Annotated in this window: 11 protein-coding genes; 6 read left to right on the top strand and 5 right to left on the bottom strand. The window is 42.0% G+C overall.

Translation table 11 applies throughout. From position 1 onward, the window contains the following. The first annotated feature begins 255 nt into the window (after positions 1 to 255). On the top strand, positions 256 to 1,779 hold the full coding sequence (locus tag QM629_RS11930; RefSeq protein ID WP_415160102.1) for a TlpA family protein disulfide reductase: 1,524 nt from the start codon (positions 256 to 258) through the stop codon (positions 1,777 to 1,779). A 172-nt stretch (positions 1,780 to 1,951) separates the two neighbouring features. On the opposite strand, the gene QM629_RS11925 is transcribed toward QM629_RS11930, so the two are convergent. The 5 genes from QM629_RS11925 to QM629_RS11905 form a co-directional block, all read right to left on the bottom strand. Further along, positions 1,952 to 3,100 (bottom strand): alpha-hydroxy-acid oxidizing protein, encoded by a 1,149-nt coding sequence (locus QM629_RS11925; protein ID WP_415160101.1) that lies wholly within the window; start codon positions 3,098 to 3,100, stop codon positions 1,952 to 1,954. Positions 3,101 to 3,311: 211 nt separating this feature from the next. Continuing rightward, positions 3,312 to 4,343, bottom strand: a complete 1,032-nt coding sequence (locus QM629_RS11920) for a GntR family transcriptional regulator (RefSeq protein WP_415160100.1) — start codon at positions 4,341 to 4,343, stop codon at positions 3,312 to 3,314. A gap of 415 nt (positions 4,344 to 4,758) precedes the next feature. Further along, positions 4,759 to 7,461: a family 78 glycoside hydrolase catalytic domain gene (locus tag QM629_RS11915; RefSeq protein ID WP_415160099.1), complete on the bottom strand. Its 2,703-nt coding sequence runs from the start codon at positions 7,459 to 7,461 to the stop codon at positions 4,759 to 4,761. 131 nt (positions 7,462 to 7,592) lie between these two features. Then, on the bottom strand, positions 7,593 to 9,128 hold the full coding sequence (locus tag QM629_RS11910) for a hypothetical protein (RefSeq protein WP_415160098.1): 1,536 nt from the start codon (positions 9,126 to 9,128) through the stop codon (positions 7,593 to 7,595). A 117-nt stretch (positions 9,129 to 9,245) separates the two neighbouring features. Next, on the bottom strand, positions 9,246 to 9,947 hold the full coding sequence (locus tag QM629_RS11905) for an SDR family NAD(P)-dependent oxidoreductase (RefSeq protein ID WP_415160097.1): 702 nt from the start codon (positions 9,945 to 9,947) through the stop codon (positions 9,246 to 9,248). A gap of 500 nt (positions 9,948 to 10,447) precedes the next feature. On the opposite strand from QM629_RS11905, the gene recR reads away from it, so the two are divergent. From recR to QM629_RS11880, 5 genes are all read left to right on the top strand, one after another. Continuing rightward, positions 10,448 to 11,065 (top strand): recombination mediator RecR, encoded by a 618-nt coding sequence (gene recR / locus QM629_RS11900; protein ID WP_415160096.1) that lies wholly within the window; start codon positions 10,448 to 10,450, stop codon positions 11,063 to 11,065. 115 nt (positions 11,066 to 11,180) lie between these two features. Then, positions 11,181 to 11,780: an HD domain-containing protein gene (locus QM629_RS11895; protein WP_415160095.1), complete on the top strand. Its 600-nt coding sequence runs from the start codon at positions 11,181 to 11,183 to the stop codon at positions 11,778 to 11,780. Positions 11,781 to 11,934: 154 nt separating this feature from the next. Next, entirely contained in the window at positions 11,935 to 13,161 is a 1,227-nt protein-coding gene (locus QM629_RS11890) for a 4-hydroxy-3-methylbut-2-enyl diphosphate reductase (RefSeq protein WP_415160094.1), read from the top strand. Positions 13,162 to 13,296: 135 nt separating this feature from the next. Beyond that, positions 13,297 to 14,178: a tRNA (adenosine(37)-N6)-dimethylallyltransferase MiaA gene (miaA, locus tag QM629_RS11885; RefSeq protein ID WP_415160093.1), complete on the top strand. Its 882-nt coding sequence runs from the start codon at positions 13,297 to 13,299 to the stop codon at positions 14,176 to 14,178. Positions 14,179 to 14,330: 152 nt separating this feature from the next. Continuing rightward, on the top strand, positions 14,331 to 14,936 hold the full coding sequence (locus QM629_RS11880) for an RNA polymerase sigma factor (RefSeq protein ID WP_415160092.1): 606 nt from the start codon (positions 14,331 to 14,333) through the stop codon (positions 14,934 to 14,936). Positions 14,937 to 15,101: the final 165 nt, after the last annotated feature.

Genomic DNA, 15,101 nt, shown 5'->3' with positions numbered 1-15,101 from the left:
CACTTCCGTTTCATCTCCAATGCAAAATAGAATTTGTAAACGGTATTCAGGACTAACAAATAAACTGTAAACTTGCAGTAGGATTATCAAACAAAAAAGTGTCAACTTTTTTCAGGACGAGTCATATAAATATGCCTGGGCAAATCAGCAACATTTGCACAGCACACCTGTTCCATTACCTGCTACACCTGTGTTTTTAAAATAATTTTATAAGTTGTGCTTTATTTACCTGTTATTTTATGATAAAACCTTAAGATGAAAAAAGGCATTCCAACTTTATTTGCCCTGATGTTTAGCGTTGCAACTATCGCACAAGCTGGCTTGCCACTGGCAATAGAAGATCCGAAAATGGATCAGTATTTACAAAACCGGCAGCCTGCAACATTAACTGTTCAACTCCACAATGCACCGGGTGATGCAGAGGTTAGTGTTAAGTGTGTATTCGTAACTTTTGGGCCTAATTTGCAGATGGCAAAATATTACACTGTTAAAGCCAATAATTCCGTAAAAATTACTTTAGGTCAAAACCTGCCTTATCAGCAAATATGGTTAAGCGTGGGCGAATACTTATATGCAGGCGTATATGTAAACACAAACGTGGAAGTGACTATAGACGTTAGTAAAATAAAAGATAAGAACGGTGTTTATTTTATCGGCGATGGCATTATTTATTCAGGTGCTGATGGCGAATTAAATACGGAAATGAACAGACATATTTTATATGAAAAGGACAAACAAGATAAGTTAACAGAAGGATTGCAGGAATTATGCCGGTCGCAAAGAGAATCTGCAAAAGACTCTTTTTTGTATAAAACCGATTCCATTTGGCAGGCCTTGCAAAATATAGATAATGAGTTTATAAAAGAATATCCAAAATATGGCTGGGCCATTAGTAATGAAACTGCTTCATTATTTTATGGCCTGCTTTGCACAGCTTATTGGCTCGATACCATGCCTGAAAATTTGTTAACTAAAATAAATAACCACAAACCGTATTTTACAAGTAATTATGGCGTTTTGTTTTATAATTATTTGTATGCTTATCAAGTTGTAAATGTGAATGGCATGAAAAATAGTATAAACAAAATTGACAGTACGTATCTATCTTCAAAGGCCGACATACTAAAAACCTTTCTTCTTGACAAAGGAAAAGATTCTTTTAAGTTAACTTATCCAGAGATATTAAACAGTATTAAAACAAATTGGTGCAGGCAATTGGTAAAAAACGAGCTTAATGAAATGACTGTTAAACAAAACAGGATAGATAGTTTGCTTGCCTCTGCAGGCAAACTAAACAATACCGGTGCGTTTATAGGAACACCATTGGAAAAATTGCCATTCGATGCCAGCTTATATAAGCTGGATAGTATTAAGGATATAACTGATTTTATCCGTAACCTTAAATTGAGGTTTAGCAATAAAGGGATAGTTATTGATTTTTGGGCAACCTGGTGTGGCCCCTGTTTAAAAGACATGCCTTATAGCAAAGCATTGCATGAAGCCTGTAAAGACCTGCCTGTTGAATATGTTTATATTTGTACAACCAGTTCTTCAAACATTGACCTTTGGAAAAACAAAATAGCAGCATTAGAAGTGCCGGGTACCCATATTTTTATGAGTGAAAAAATATTCGAAGAACTAAAAAATAATTTGGGTTTAGGTTCCGGTGTTCCCGCTTATGCGGTGATTGATAAAGACGGCAAGCTACGCTCAAATGCCATTCAATGGATGGAATCTATGGACCGGGATAAATTAAAAGATGCTGTTGGGATTGAATAAAATGTAAATACAGATTACTCAACTGATACAAGATTGAGAATTAACTTGCAAGAAGCATCCTTGTGCCTTACAACAAAAATAAGACCGCACACTGTTAAGTTTTCGTGCTTACAGTGTTATGCGATAAGTCTCTGGCTTGATATACAACATAAGTTGCCAAGCAACTATCCGCTCAGCTAATAATATGATTGGGCAAATCAGCAACGTTGGCGCAGCACACCTGCTCCATTACCTGCTGCACCTGTGTTTTTAAAATAGATATGGTATGATTGCCACCCTTGCTGCCCAGGGCGCCCACACCGTACATAAATGTTCTGCCAAGAAAAGTAAATTCGGCGCCGCTTGCCAGCGTTCTTGCAATATCAGGCCCGGAACGGATACCGCTGTCCATCATAATTTTAATCTTGTTTTTATAGTTTTTTACAATAGACTGAAGGGCGTGAATAGCCGACTGGCCTGCATCCAACTGCCTGCCGCCATGATTGGAAACAATAACGCCATCAATACCTAACCGTATTGCCATATCTGTATCTTCCTCGCTGGCCACGCCTTTTATAACCAGCTTGCCTTTCCACATGTCCCTTATGGGCTTTATCTTTTCTTCGTTCAGCCTGCCCGAAAAAGTTTTGTTCATGTATAAGCCAAGCTGCTTCATGTTCAGGCCTTTCGGCATATATTGTTTCATGGTGGCAAATGCCGGCTGGCCATGCATCAGTGTTTTTAATGCCCATTCAGGCCTGCCCATTATCTGCAAAATATTTCGCAGCGTCATCCTGGGTGGCATGGCAAGGCCGTTGCGTATATCCCTGGGCCTGTATCCGAATGTTGGCACATCGCTTAATATAACCAGCACCGGCAACTGCGCCGCTTCCACTCTTTTTATGATGCTGTCCCTTATTGCATTTTCGGCAGGATGGTATAGCTGAAACCATGCTTTGCCTTCTGTTATCTCTGCAGTTCTTTCAATAGATGATGTGGTAACGGTGCTTAATATAAAAGGAATATTATGCTCAGATGCAGCCCTGGCCAGTATTTCAGGGGCGTTTGGCCACATGAGGCCCTGTAAACCCACGGGCGCAATGCCAAACGGCGCATCATAAACATGGCCAAAAAGTTCAGTGCGCAGGTCAGATGGCTTATAGTTTTGAAGATAATAAGGCATCAGTTCTATAGCACGTAATTCTGCCGTGTTTTTGTGCAGGTTTACATCTTCATTGCAGCCGCCGTCCAGATACTCGAATGCAAAACGCGGCACTTTCCGTTTTGCTTTCTTAATAAGATCGTCTGTTGATGGATAGCGGCTATTGTATTTTATCTGCATGGTTATGGCAATTGTCGGTAAAAATAAAATGTATTATTTGTTTACTGTCATGTGCTGTTATGGAGGGCAAATGTCGTGAATCGTCAAACGTGAATAAAGGAGCATGAAGATTTTAAGTTTGAAATTGAATCCAACTTTATTTATAAAAATAAAAAGCAACGGGTTAACAAGAGTGATCAAATTCTGAAGTTTTCACGTTTGACGCATTAAATCACAGCGAATTTCGCATGGTAAGCATAAACGGCACTTCAATATGTTGTGCTGAGCCGCTTAAAATCAGCTCGGCTGTCATTTTACCCATTTTTTTAAAATCGGTTGATATGGTAGTAATGCCGTTAAGGATAATTTTTTTAACGGGAGTTTCGTTGTACGAGATAATGCCAATGTCTTTACCCACTTCAAGATTTGTTTGAAGAATACGTTCAATTAAGGTTACAAGATCATCTTCCATCACCGAAATATAGGCTTCGCCTTTTTTAATTTCTTCGGCTTTAATATTGCTTACCACTTTATATTTAAATGCATAATCCTGGCAAAACCTGGAAAAGCCATCTGTTATTTCACGTGGGTAATAACTGTTTTGAGGAAAGAGGATTTTTAGTGAATGATATTTGCTTAATTGCTCTTTTGCTTTATTCAATGCCGTATAAATATCTTTCGAAAAATTTTCATATACAGCGCCATAGTTGCCATCTACACCGGCAACCTTTTTGTCGAGTAATATCAGCTTGTCTTTTGGAAGCATATTAATGATGTCAGAAGCGTTCTCACCACCTTCTATAAAATGTGGAATGATGACATAATGCGTATAATCTTCCTGTTTACTGCTTAAGAGTTTTTTAAATAAAGAAAAATCGTTATTGTAGATATAAAAATCTATTGCCGCATTACTGCCAAGCGCTTCAACAAAAGAATCGTAAATGATTTTTTTATGTGCGCTTAGCTTATTAAACAGCAGGCAAACGTTCAATACATGATCAACAACAGTGTTTTTAATAAAATATCCTTTCCCGGGCACAGAGCCAAGCACGCCGGTTTTCTTTAAATAACGGTATCCTTTTTCAGCAGTATCTCTTGATACATCCAGTTCGTAACTGAGATCATTGATAGAAGGCAGTATATCCTGCTGCTGCAATCTTCCAGATTCTATTGCTTTGAGAATGGCATTGATGATTTGCTGGTACTTCGGCGTGGAAGAAAATTCATCAATGCGTATAATATCATAAATGCCAACAGGCCTCATTGTTAAATTATTGCGGGCAAAGTAATTGTAAGTTGTTTAATGTTTAAAGTTTAATGTTTACAAAGTTCACGGGTTCACGGGTTCACAAGTTAAAGGCCTGAGTGGTTTAGCACCGTTTTTTGTAACTAAAGAAATTGAGGTTGTTGGTTTATATAAAAAATCATTGTTGTCCGGCTAAAATATTTTCTCCTGGGCTAAAGCCCTTTATGGGCCTGCTTTTTACTAACCCCAGGCTTAAGCCTGGGGTTATATATCTGAAACCCTTGCACAATGGGCTTTAGCCCAAGTTGTCCGGACAACAATGATAAAAATGCTGCCATGAAACCATAGCTCCACAAAAATATGCAGCACAAGGGAGTGTTCCGCCGCGGCGGAACACTCCCTGTGCTTTGACTGGCTACCCAAAAAAGCAATACTAATTTTTCACCAATGCATTTGCTGATGTAAACTGGTAAGTTCCTGAACCAACATTAACAACAACATAGCCATCTTCCATAGTTGCATTGCCCTGTAATGCTTTGCCGGATTCGGTTACAGCGCTTGCATCTTTTGCAGGAATATAAATGGTGGCTGTTGTATTTGGCGGAATTGCCACATCTATGGTTATAGTATTTCCATTAACAACCCAGCCGCTTGATGCCGTGCCGTAATAGGTTTTTAAAGATGCCTTTGCCTGTGTAAAACCCCCGCCGATATGCGGCATTATTTTGATATGCTTATAACCCGCACCATCTTCATACGTATCAAGGCCAGCCATTTTGCGGTACATCCAGTCGCCAATAGCGCCATAAGCATAGTGGTTGAAAGAATTCATGCCTGGTGTTTGAAAAGTACTGTCAGGTTTCTGCCCGTCCCATCTTTCCCATATTGTTGTTGCCCCCATTGTAACCGGGTATAACCATGACGGATAATTTTTTTGAAGCAATAACTTGTAAGCTACGCTGTCATAACCAAACCTTGTTAATACATGACAGAGATAAGGTGTGCCTAAAAAGCCGGTGGTAAGGTGGTTGTTATATCTTTTTACATTCTCCGCCAGTCTTTCTGCAGCCTGTTTGCGTTGCGCTTCGGGCAGCATATCAAAGTTAAGCGCTAACACATAAGCTGTTTGCGTGCCGGAAACCAAACGGCCATTGGCAGTAACATATTCTTTATTGAAAGCATCTTTAATTCTTTGCAATAAAGCCGTGTATTCATTAACATCCTGCGTATTGCCTAAAACCTGTGCGGTATTGATTAAAAGCTGTGTTGAATGCGCATAAAAACATTGCGCTATCAAATATTTATCGGTCACAGCAGCGCTGCCGTCATTATCATCAAAGGGGCGGTAGAACAGCCAGTCGCCAAAATGAAAACCGGTATTCCATAGATCATCTTTTGCAACTTTTCTTATGCTTTCAACGTAAGCTTTCATGCTGCCGTATTGCTGCGCCAGCAAACGGGTATCGCCATAAGCCAGGTACATATCCCAGGGTACTATGGTGGCCACATCGGCCCATCCGCAACTGTTTGCAGCGCCTGCGCCCAAAACATTAGGAATTACAAAAGGCACCTTGCCATCAATCTGGTCTGCTTCAAGGTCTTTCAGCCATTTGCTGAAGAAATCGTTTACATTAAAGTTGAAGGACGCTGTGCGGGAGAAGGCCTGTGCATCGCCTGTCCAGCCAAGGCGTTCATCGCGTTGCGGACAATCGGTTGGCACATCTAAAAAGTTGCCGCGCTGTCCCCACTGGATGTTATGTTGTAATTGATTGATAAGCGGGTTGTTTGTGCTGAACGTGCCGGTTGGCTCCATGTCTGAATACAGAACAACGGCTTCAAAATCTTCAGGGTTCAGCTCTCCCTGCAGGCCTTCAACACGGCAGTAACGAAAGCCCTGCCAGGTAAAATGCGGATGATAACTATGTTCTTCGCCGGTTAAGACATATTTATCCTGCGCTTTGGCTGCCCGCAGGTTATCAAGATAAACATTGCCTTCCTTATCCAGCACTTCGGCATGCGAAAGGGTCACGGTATCGCCGCTGTTGCCTTTGGCTTTCATCACTACCCAGCCCACAAGGTTTTGCCCGAAGTCAATAACTTTTTCACCCTTTGGCGTGGTGATAATTTTTACAGGCTTTATTATTTCATGCTGTTTTACAGGTTCATTATAGGTTGCTGTTAAAACATCAAATGATGCATCGGTTAGCTTAACGCCGCTCCATCCTTTATCATTAAAACCGGCTTCGTTCCATCCTTTCACCTCTTTACGGGCATCATAGGTTTCGCCGTTATAAATTTCTGCATAACGAACCGGGCCTTTATCGGTGCTCTTCCAGGTATCATCTGTTATGATGCTTTCTTTGCTGCCATCGGTGTATGTAATATCAAACTGCATGAGCAGTGCAATATCTTTTCCAAAATAATTGATGTTATTGGCAAAGCCGATAATGCCGCGGTACCAGCCATTGCCCAATGTAACCCCAACAGCATTGTTGCCATTTTTCAGCATATTGGTCACATCATACATCTGGTATTGTAAGCGTTTATTATATACCGTCCAGCCGGGTGTTAGATAAGCATCGCCAACACGCTGGCCGTTTATTGCAGCTTCATACATGCCGTGGGCTGTGATATAGGCTACTGCCGATTGAATTTTTTTACTGAGCTTAAATTCTTTCCTGAACAAGGGGCTTGGCCGCATAACGGAATCTTCAATATAACCGGGGCCAATCCATTTGGCTTTCCAGCCTGATGTGTTGAATAAAGCTGTGTAAAAGAATGCAGGTGCGCTCCATGCCGAAGGCTTGCCTGTATTATCCCAAACCCTTACCTGCCAGGTGTATTTTGAGCCACTTTGCAAAGCGCGGCCTTTGTATGCCACATGCACCGATGAATCAGACATCACCCTGCCGCTTTGCCATACTTTATTTTTTCCATCCAATACATTTATTTCATAAGCGGTTTGTTTTATATCCCTGCCGCTGTTAATGAGCTGCCAGCTAAAACGCGGCTGCGCAACATCAAGGCCAACGGGATTTTTGCGGTTTTCTGTAAGAAGCGAATCAACTTTTGTTTGCGCGAAGCCAATAATCAATAACAATTGAAACAAGGAAGAAAGCAATAAGTTTTTTTTCATAACAAGCATAGTGTTTGAGTAATGAACAACCTTGGTTTTACTGCATAAACTGTATTTATACAGTAAATTTCAGGCAGGAATGGAGCGAAATTATGCAGAACATTTATACAACTATCCTGTACTTTACTGTTTTACCGTGCGCTTGTTTGGGTTTTATAATCTGAAATATACACAGCGCCGTCATTAAATTTTCTCACCAGTTTCATTGGCCTGTTATGTAAAATGTATTTCAGTGAAACATCATCATTGTCATCGGTAAAATTGAACCACACAATATAAAAATCACTTTCATTAAAGAGCGCTTTTATTTCTTCAGGCGATTCTTTATGCGGCAATTGCTGCGCATGTTTTTGGGTGAAGAAATATACCGCATCGTTGGCATTGGAATATATTTCAACGCCGGGTTTAAAACCGTTCGCATGTGCTTTAATAAATTGCACGGTTGGCGATAACTGCCAGTCATCATCCGTATAGCCGGGAATGCCATAATCTTTTATATCGCTGTACGATGCATAGCTGTTAGTGGCTTCGCCTGCCATAAGCAATACGGCAATAATAATATTACCGGCTATGGATACAGCTTTTAACCGGCGCTTTGTTGCCGTTACCATCCTGTTCAGCCAGTAAGCCAATGCCCAAAGCATAAAAATAAATGCCGGGGAAATAAACCGGCTGTCAATAGGCTCAAAGCGGGATATGGATGCCGTAATAATAATGAATAAAATATAAACCAGTGCAAATACGGCGGCCAGGTATGCAAAACCGGTTTTGCCTTTTTGGGTTATAAGATGATATATTACCGCTGCAGCGAGCAGGGCAATAACAACAATGGCAAATAAAACCACAGGCAGTGTATTCTTTGATTGAAGCGAAAGCCAGTCGCATAGCACGATGCCGAAATAGCGGATGTTTAACAGTAAAGGCGTAATGCTTTTTTCCCTTTCACCTGTAGCAAAGCCCTCCGCCAGGCAGTTTCTTGCAAGATTGCATGCCAGTAAAGAAATGGCGATCATGCCAAACAATAGCAGGTGTATAATTTTTTGTTTGATTGATGTGTGCTTCATGAACAATAAAACAAAGCCGCCTGCTGCAATAAAGGCTATGCCTGCATAACGCACGATACAAATAACAGCAACTATAAGCGCAGCAACAGTTAAGTTTTTAATGCCGGTGGTTTGAATATATGTATGCAAAGCCATTATAAACAAAACCGACAATAGTATGAACAGTGTTTCAGACCAGAGCATGGAATACACTTCGAGCAAACCGGGGTTAAGCGCAATGCAGGCAAGTACAGCCATTTTATATAAGGCTGATGTGTAGGTAAACCGCTGCATGGCGAGGCCGCATAAAAACAACAGCGCTGCAAAAAGCAGGGCATTCAGGTAAACGCCGGTATGCACATAATCGCTGCCAAAAATTTTAAACACAATGCTTAAAAAGAACGGGTAGCCGGCAGGAAAATCAACAAAAGGCGCATCATCGTATTGATGCAGCCGGCCCTGTTTTGCCAGGCTTTGCGCAACACTGGTGTACGTTATTGAATCTGGCGAAAGGCCGATGCCGCCATAATGGGCCAGCATAAGAATGAATATAAAACCGGTAATGGCAAAAAGTATGCTGTAAAAATTATTAATAAAAAACTGCCGTGCAGCCGTAGCCTTCATTGTTGTGTGCAATTTATTAAATGAGCTGCAGCAGAAGGGATGCCTGTAAAAACGGTGCAAAATAAAGCCGGTTGCTTAATATTTTTTCATAAAAATATTGCCTGCATGCAACCTGCATTAGCTGTTGTTGTAAACTTTCACAACGGCTTCGCGTATGGTGGCTGCATTGGCGGTGGCATACCAGTAAATAATATCGGCAATGGCTGCCGAAGTTGCCCATTTATCAAACTGAGCGCCAGGCATGCTTTCGCGGTTTTGCGGTGTATCAATCGTGCCCGGCACAATTACATTTGTAACCACATTTTTGCCTTTGGCTTCTTCATTCATTAATTCAGCCAGGCGAAACAGGAGTGATTTGGCAAGCCCGTAGGCCACCATGCCTTTGCTGTTTCGTGCATCAAGGCCTGGCTTTGAACCGGCCAGGAATATCCTGCCATTGTTTTGCTGCAGCATTGCTGCAAAAACAGGCCTTGCCACATTATAGGCGGTTTCAAAATTCAGTTTGTATTGCGTTGCTATATCGCTTGTTTTGGTATCAGCAATTTTGCCCATGGCAAAACCGCCCACGGTAAGTATGGCTATATCAATTTTTTTATGCTTTGCAATGGTATCGCCCACGAATTTCTGTGCAGCCTCTTCATTGGCAAGATCCACTTCAATGCCTTCAAATTTATCTGCCGGGAATGCCAGGGATGCCGGGGCCTTTGTATGTGTTGTGCCGGTAACAAAGAACCCTTCATCAATCAGTTTTTTTGTTACCGCCCGGCCTAAATTGCCCGAAGCGCCTGTAACTATTGCCATGCCTTTGTATGCCTTCATTATACATAATTTAACTGGCCTAAGTTAGCTGTTTGTTTTCTTTAATACATGAAGCTGTAAAAGGGAAATAAATGTTAAAGCAACAGTCGTTGCAGGGACGGGATGTAATTTTGAAATTTCAGAAACAACAAAATCTTTATAATACAAGCAATATCAAACGGGCAATGTCTATTGCCTGTTTTCTTAAGCATCTATCTCTTAAACAGGCAGCTAACGCATTTTAAAATTAAACCCGGATGGAAGAACGCTTTTTATATGGGCCTGGCATGAATTAGGCATATATAAGCCTTATTTGCTTCCCGGCTTTTGCACAGCATTTAAATTGCAAAAAATATGTAACCTTATCCTCTTATTGCGGCTGTAAGAATTAAATAAGCGGGTAAGGTGGTTCGCTGTTGCTAATTCTTTCTGCCAGCGTTTAATGCATAATTTTTTATATGCAGGCAGTGAAATAAGAAGGGCTCAAAAATAATTTATGCGGCAGTGATTATTTTTGTGTTATGCAATTTTCTTCTTCCCTTCTTGAAAATGCGGTGAATGAATTTGCCAGGTTCCCGGGAATTGGTAAAAAAACGGCATTGCGCATGGTGCTTCATCTCTTAAAACAGGAGGAAGCCGTAACCGAAAATTTCAGTGAGGTCATTGCGCGCATGCGGCGTGAAATAAAATTTTGCCAGCGTTGCCATAATGTGAGCGACGCTGATATCTGTTCTGTCTGCGCCAACAGTTTGCGCAACCAGCGGCTGATTTGCGTAGTGGAAAATTTGCGGGATGTAATTGCCATAGAAAACACGCAGCAGTTCAGCGGCACCTATCATATTTTAGGCGGCGTTATTTCCCCGCTGGATGGCGTAGGGCCTGACCAGTTGCAGATAGCATCGCTGGTGCAGCGGGTGCAGAAAGAACAAACGGAAGAGCTCATTTTTGCTTTAAGCCCAAACATACAGGGCGATACAACCATTTATTATATCCAGAAGAAAATTAAAGGCCTTAACTGCCGCATCACCACCATTGCCCGGGGCATTGCTTTTGGCGGCGATTTGGAATATGCCGATGAATTAACGCTTGGCCGCAGCCTGCAAAACCGTATGCCGGTTGATAAATATATTTCGCATTAAATTGACCAGGCAGGTTAAGCGAAACAGGCAGAGTAAACCCACTATCCGGGACAACTGGTGGTTTTGCATTGCAGATAACAATCCCGTCCATTAAGTTTGTTGCTAAAATGATGATATGAGCTTACATCTTGGCCGTGATGTGTTTGGCGATGCTGCCAATGCGGGCAATGTATTATCAAAAGCAGAAGCATACAGTTTGCTGAATGACTGGGTGAAAAATCCGCGCCTGCAATTACATGTAAAACAGGTGGCAGCATTAATGCATGCCTGGGCTAAAGAAAGGGAAAATTTAAATGATGCTGATGCATGGCGCTGGGAACTTGCCGGTTTATTGCATGATGCAGACTGGGATCAATGGCCGGAAACACATTGCAGAAAAATTATTGAGGAGTTGGAACATAGGCATATTGACCCGGAAATCATTCATGCCATTGCAAGCCATGGCCCTCTGCATTTTGGTGTGGAACCGCAAACGAAAATGGATAAAATGATCTATGCTTTTGATGAATTAAGTGGGTTGATACATGCTTATTCTTTAATGCGGCCAAACGGTTATGAGGGCATGGATGTAAAAGGTGTGAAGAAGCGCCTGAAAGAAAAATCTTTTGCAGCCAATGTTTCGCGGGAGGAAATAAACGATGCCTGCAACAGGGCAGGCGTGGCGCTGGAAGAACTGATTGCATTTATTATTCCGCGGCAGGCTCTTGTAAGTTAAATAGTTCACATGTTTACGAGTTCACAAGTTTGCGGATTTGCGACCTGGCCGATATGGAACAAAAACCCGTGAACAAGTGAACTTGTGAACACTTAAACTAATGAGCGTTCTTTTAACTTCTTATCTCTCAGCAAATCTTAACTTTGCACGGTTTATGAAGCAATTTGCAGTTCCCAACATATACCGCAGCGAGCTTATATCCGCCATAAAGAACAAGCGGAAACGTGAGGATAAGCTAAAGAAAGACTTTGCGCCTACGCTGCTCGATTTCGGCCCGCTGCAAATTTATCTCGCCAGGCATTTTGGTTTTTGTTATGGCGTTGAAAATGCCATTGAAATAGCGTTTAAAACCATTGAGGAGAATCCCGGCAAAAGAATTTTTTTGCTGAGCGAAATGATACATAACCCGCAGGTAAATGGCGACCTGAAAGAAAATGGTATTGAATTTTTGCAGGATACTTACGGCAAACAGCTTATCCCTTTTGAAACATTAAACGAAGATGATATTGTATTGATCCCCGCCTTCGGCACCACGCTTGAAATTGAAGCACTGCTGCAGCGCAAAGGCATTCAAACCGAAAAATATAATACCACCTGCCCATTTGTGGAAAAGGTTTGGAACCGCAGCGCCCAGATTGCCGGCAAAGGCTATAGCATTGTGGTGCATGGCAAGCCAAAGCATGAAGAAACAAGGGCAACATTTTCACACGCCTCTTCCAAAACGCCAACGGTTATTGTGAACGATATGAACGAGGCGGTTGAACTGGCAAGCTATATTACCGGCCAAAAACCCGCCGAGGCATTTTATACGGAATTCAAAGGCCGCTACTCCAATGGTTTTGACATTACAAAAGACCTGCAGCGTTTTGGCGTGGTGAACCAAACCACGCAGCTTGCCACCGATACACAGGCTATTGCCGACTATTTAAAACAGGCGGTAAAAACACATTACAACCTGGATGATAAAAATATACAGGAGCGTTTTGCAGATACAAGGGATACGCTGTGCTATGCCACCAACGATAATCAAACAGCCGTGACAGATTTGCTGAATACAGCGGCAGACATAGTCATAGTGGTTGGCGGTTACAACAGCAGCAACACGTCGCACCTGGTTGAATTGTGTGAAAAAAAACTGCCCACATTTTTTATAAGCAGCGCCGATAAAATTTTGTCCTCAACAGAAATTCTGCATTGTAACTGGCGCACCAGGCAGGAATATCTTACACAAAATTATATGCCCGCCAAAAAACCGTTGCGCATCTTAATTACAAGCGGTGCAAGCTGCCCGGATGCGGTTGTTGAGGATGTAATAGAGCGTCTCGCCGGCTTCTTTTCCACAGAAAAAAATGTGCAGGCTTTTATGCAGGATTTCCTGTAATGCAATTTTTGATTGCATTTTTGTTATTATGTTGCCGGCAGTTGATGCATTGTGGCAGGGTTCCTTGTGTCATCTATCCCGATTTTAATCGTGGGCTCCCTTCGGCAGCCTATTTTCAATCAGCAGTTTAGCACAATGCAAAAAACAGTTATTATAATCGTTGGGCCAACGGCATCGGGCAAAACCAGCCTCTCGCTGCAACTGGCTGCACGTTATAAAACCGATATCATTTCAGCCGATTCAAGGCAATGTTATAAAGAGCTTAGTATTGGTGTTGCCAAACCGCCCGAAGCAGCGCTGCAATCCATCAAGCATTATTTTATTAACGCTTATTCCATTCACGACAATGTAAATGCACAGGTGTTTGAAGAATATGCATTGCAGGCCGCTGAAGAAATTTTTAAACACAACGATACGGCGATAATGGTGGGCGGCACCGGCATGTATATTAAGGCCTTTTGCGAAGGGCTGGATGCAATGCCGGAAATTGATACTAATATCAGGGAGGCCATCATTGAAAACTATAACCAACAAGGCTTATCCTGGTTGCAGGATGAAGTAAAACAGAAAGACCCGGCTTTCTGGCAACAGGCGGAACAGCAAAATCCGCAGCGTTTAATGCGGGCTTTGGAAGTAATAGCAGCAACGGGCATTTCTATTACCGCATTTCGCTTAAAAAATAAAAAGCAGCGTGATTTTTCAATAAAGAAAATCGGCATCAGCCTGCCTAAGCGCCAACTGCATGAAAACATTAATGCGCGGGTTGATGAAATGATTAAGGAAGGTTTGGTGGAAGAGGTAAAATCGCTGCTGCCTTATAAAAATGTAAACGCATTGCAAACAGTTGGCTATAAAGAAATATTCGATTACCTTGAACAAAAATGCAGCCTGCCGGCGGCTATAGAAAAAATAAAATCCAATACGAGGCAATATGCAAAACGCCAGCTAACATGGTTTGGAAAAGACGAAGAAATTACCTGGCAAAGCAGCACAGAGAACGATACGCTGCTCTTATAGGGCGCCAGGTAATTTCCGGCAGCCTTTTTTCTACATCTGATATTTGAACGGAATGAATCATTTTTTTTGAATTAGCATGCGTTTTTTTGGTCTTTTTTCTGGTTTAATGAAAAATATAAACTTTTGCCCTTTATATGGTTTTATAATGATACATGCTTTATAACTATAACTCTGATAAATCTCAGGAACTGGCTGTTTTATGGCAACAGGTGGTACAAGGCGATACAGCATCTTTTAACCTTATTCATACCTGCCTGTTTGAAGGATTGTTTTATTATGCCAGGAAATGGCTGGAAGATGACAGCCTTGCCAGCGACGCCATACAGGAATTGTTCATAAAGCTGTGGGAAAAACGCCATAGAATTGGGATGGTTGCCAATGTGCAAACCTATTTCTTTACGGCTTTGCGCAGGCAGTTGCTAAACCAGGTACGCGCCGGTAAGCAACTGGCCCGCCTTGCAGCCCCGGCCGGGCCCATGATTGAATTCTCCCCTGAAGAAATTATCATACAAACCGAGGAGAGCAGGCATCTTCATGCAAAGCTCACCGCACTGCTTAACAGCCTTCCGCCCAGGCAGCGGGAGATTATTTACCTGCATTTTTTTGAGAAAATAGAATACAGGGAAATTGCTGCCATCATGAAAATAAATTACCAGTCGGTGCTTAACCTGATGCATAAAGCGCTTGAAAACCTGCGCAAAAACCCTGACCTGTTGTTCTCCTTCCTTATGCTGCTTGGAACCTTCACGGCAGTTTAAACAGGATTGTTATGTACAATATGATGCGGCCAATTAATACCAGCCCTTCGGCAGGCCTGCAGATTTTGAAGTGCCGGAAAGCCCGGAGGGCTTAAATGTGATTAACCCTCCGCAACGCGGAGGGCATAAATAGGCGAGAACCAAAACAACCCCGCATGCGGGGTT

Source organism: Parafilimonas sp., assembly GCF_047606085.1.
Lineage (GTDB): Bacteria > Bacteroidota > Bacteroidia > Chitinophagales > Chitinophagaceae > Parafilimonas.
The sequence above is the reverse complement of the archived record's forward strand: the minus strand, read 5'-3'. Positions and strand labels throughout refer to the sequence as shown.

What these genes read in the sequence shown, in the direction of transcription:
- QM629_RS11925 (WP_415160101.1), bottom strand. Translation starts at nt 3,100, where the DNA reads ATGCAGATAAAATACAATAGCCGCTATCCATCAACAGACGATCTTATT.
- QM629_RS11930 (WP_415160102.1), top strand. Translation starts at nt 256, where the DNA reads ATGAAAAAAGGCATTCCAACTTTATTTGCCCTGATGTTTAGCGTTGCA.
- QM629_RS11890 (WP_415160094.1), top strand. Translation starts at nt 11,935, where the DNA reads ATGAAGCAATTTGCAGTTCCCAACATATACCGCAGCGAGCTTATATCC.
- QM629_RS11880 (WP_415160092.1), top strand. Translation starts at nt 14,331, where the DNA reads ATGCTTTATAACTATAACTCTGATAAATCTCAGGAACTGGCTGTTTTA.
- QM629_RS11915 (WP_415160099.1), bottom strand. Translation starts at nt 7,461, where the DNA reads ATGAAAAAAAACTTATTGCTTTCTTCCTTGTTTCAATTGTTATTGATT.
- QM629_RS11920 (WP_415160100.1), bottom strand. Translation starts at nt 4,343, where the DNA reads ATGAGGCCTGTTGGCATTTATGATATTATACGCATTGATGAATTTTCT.
- QM629_RS11910 (WP_415160098.1), bottom strand. Translation starts at nt 9,128, where the DNA reads ATGAAGGCTACGGCTGCACGGCAGTTTTTTATTAATAATTTTTACAGC.
- QM629_RS11895 (WP_415160095.1), top strand. Translation starts at nt 11,181, where the DNA reads ATGAGCTTACATCTTGGCCGTGATGTGTTTGGCGATGCTGCCAATGCG.
- recR (WP_415160096.1), top strand. Translation starts at nt 10,448, where the DNA reads ATGCAATTTTCTTCTTCCCTTCTTGAAAATGCGGTGAATGAATTTGCC.
- miaA (WP_415160093.1), top strand. Translation starts at nt 13,297, where the DNA reads ATGCAAAAAACAGTTATTATAATCGTTGGGCCAACGGCATCGGGCAAA.
- QM629_RS11905 (WP_415160097.1), bottom strand. Translation starts at nt 9,947, where the DNA reads ATGAAGGCATACAAAGGCATGGCAATAGTTACAGGCGCTTCGGGCAAT.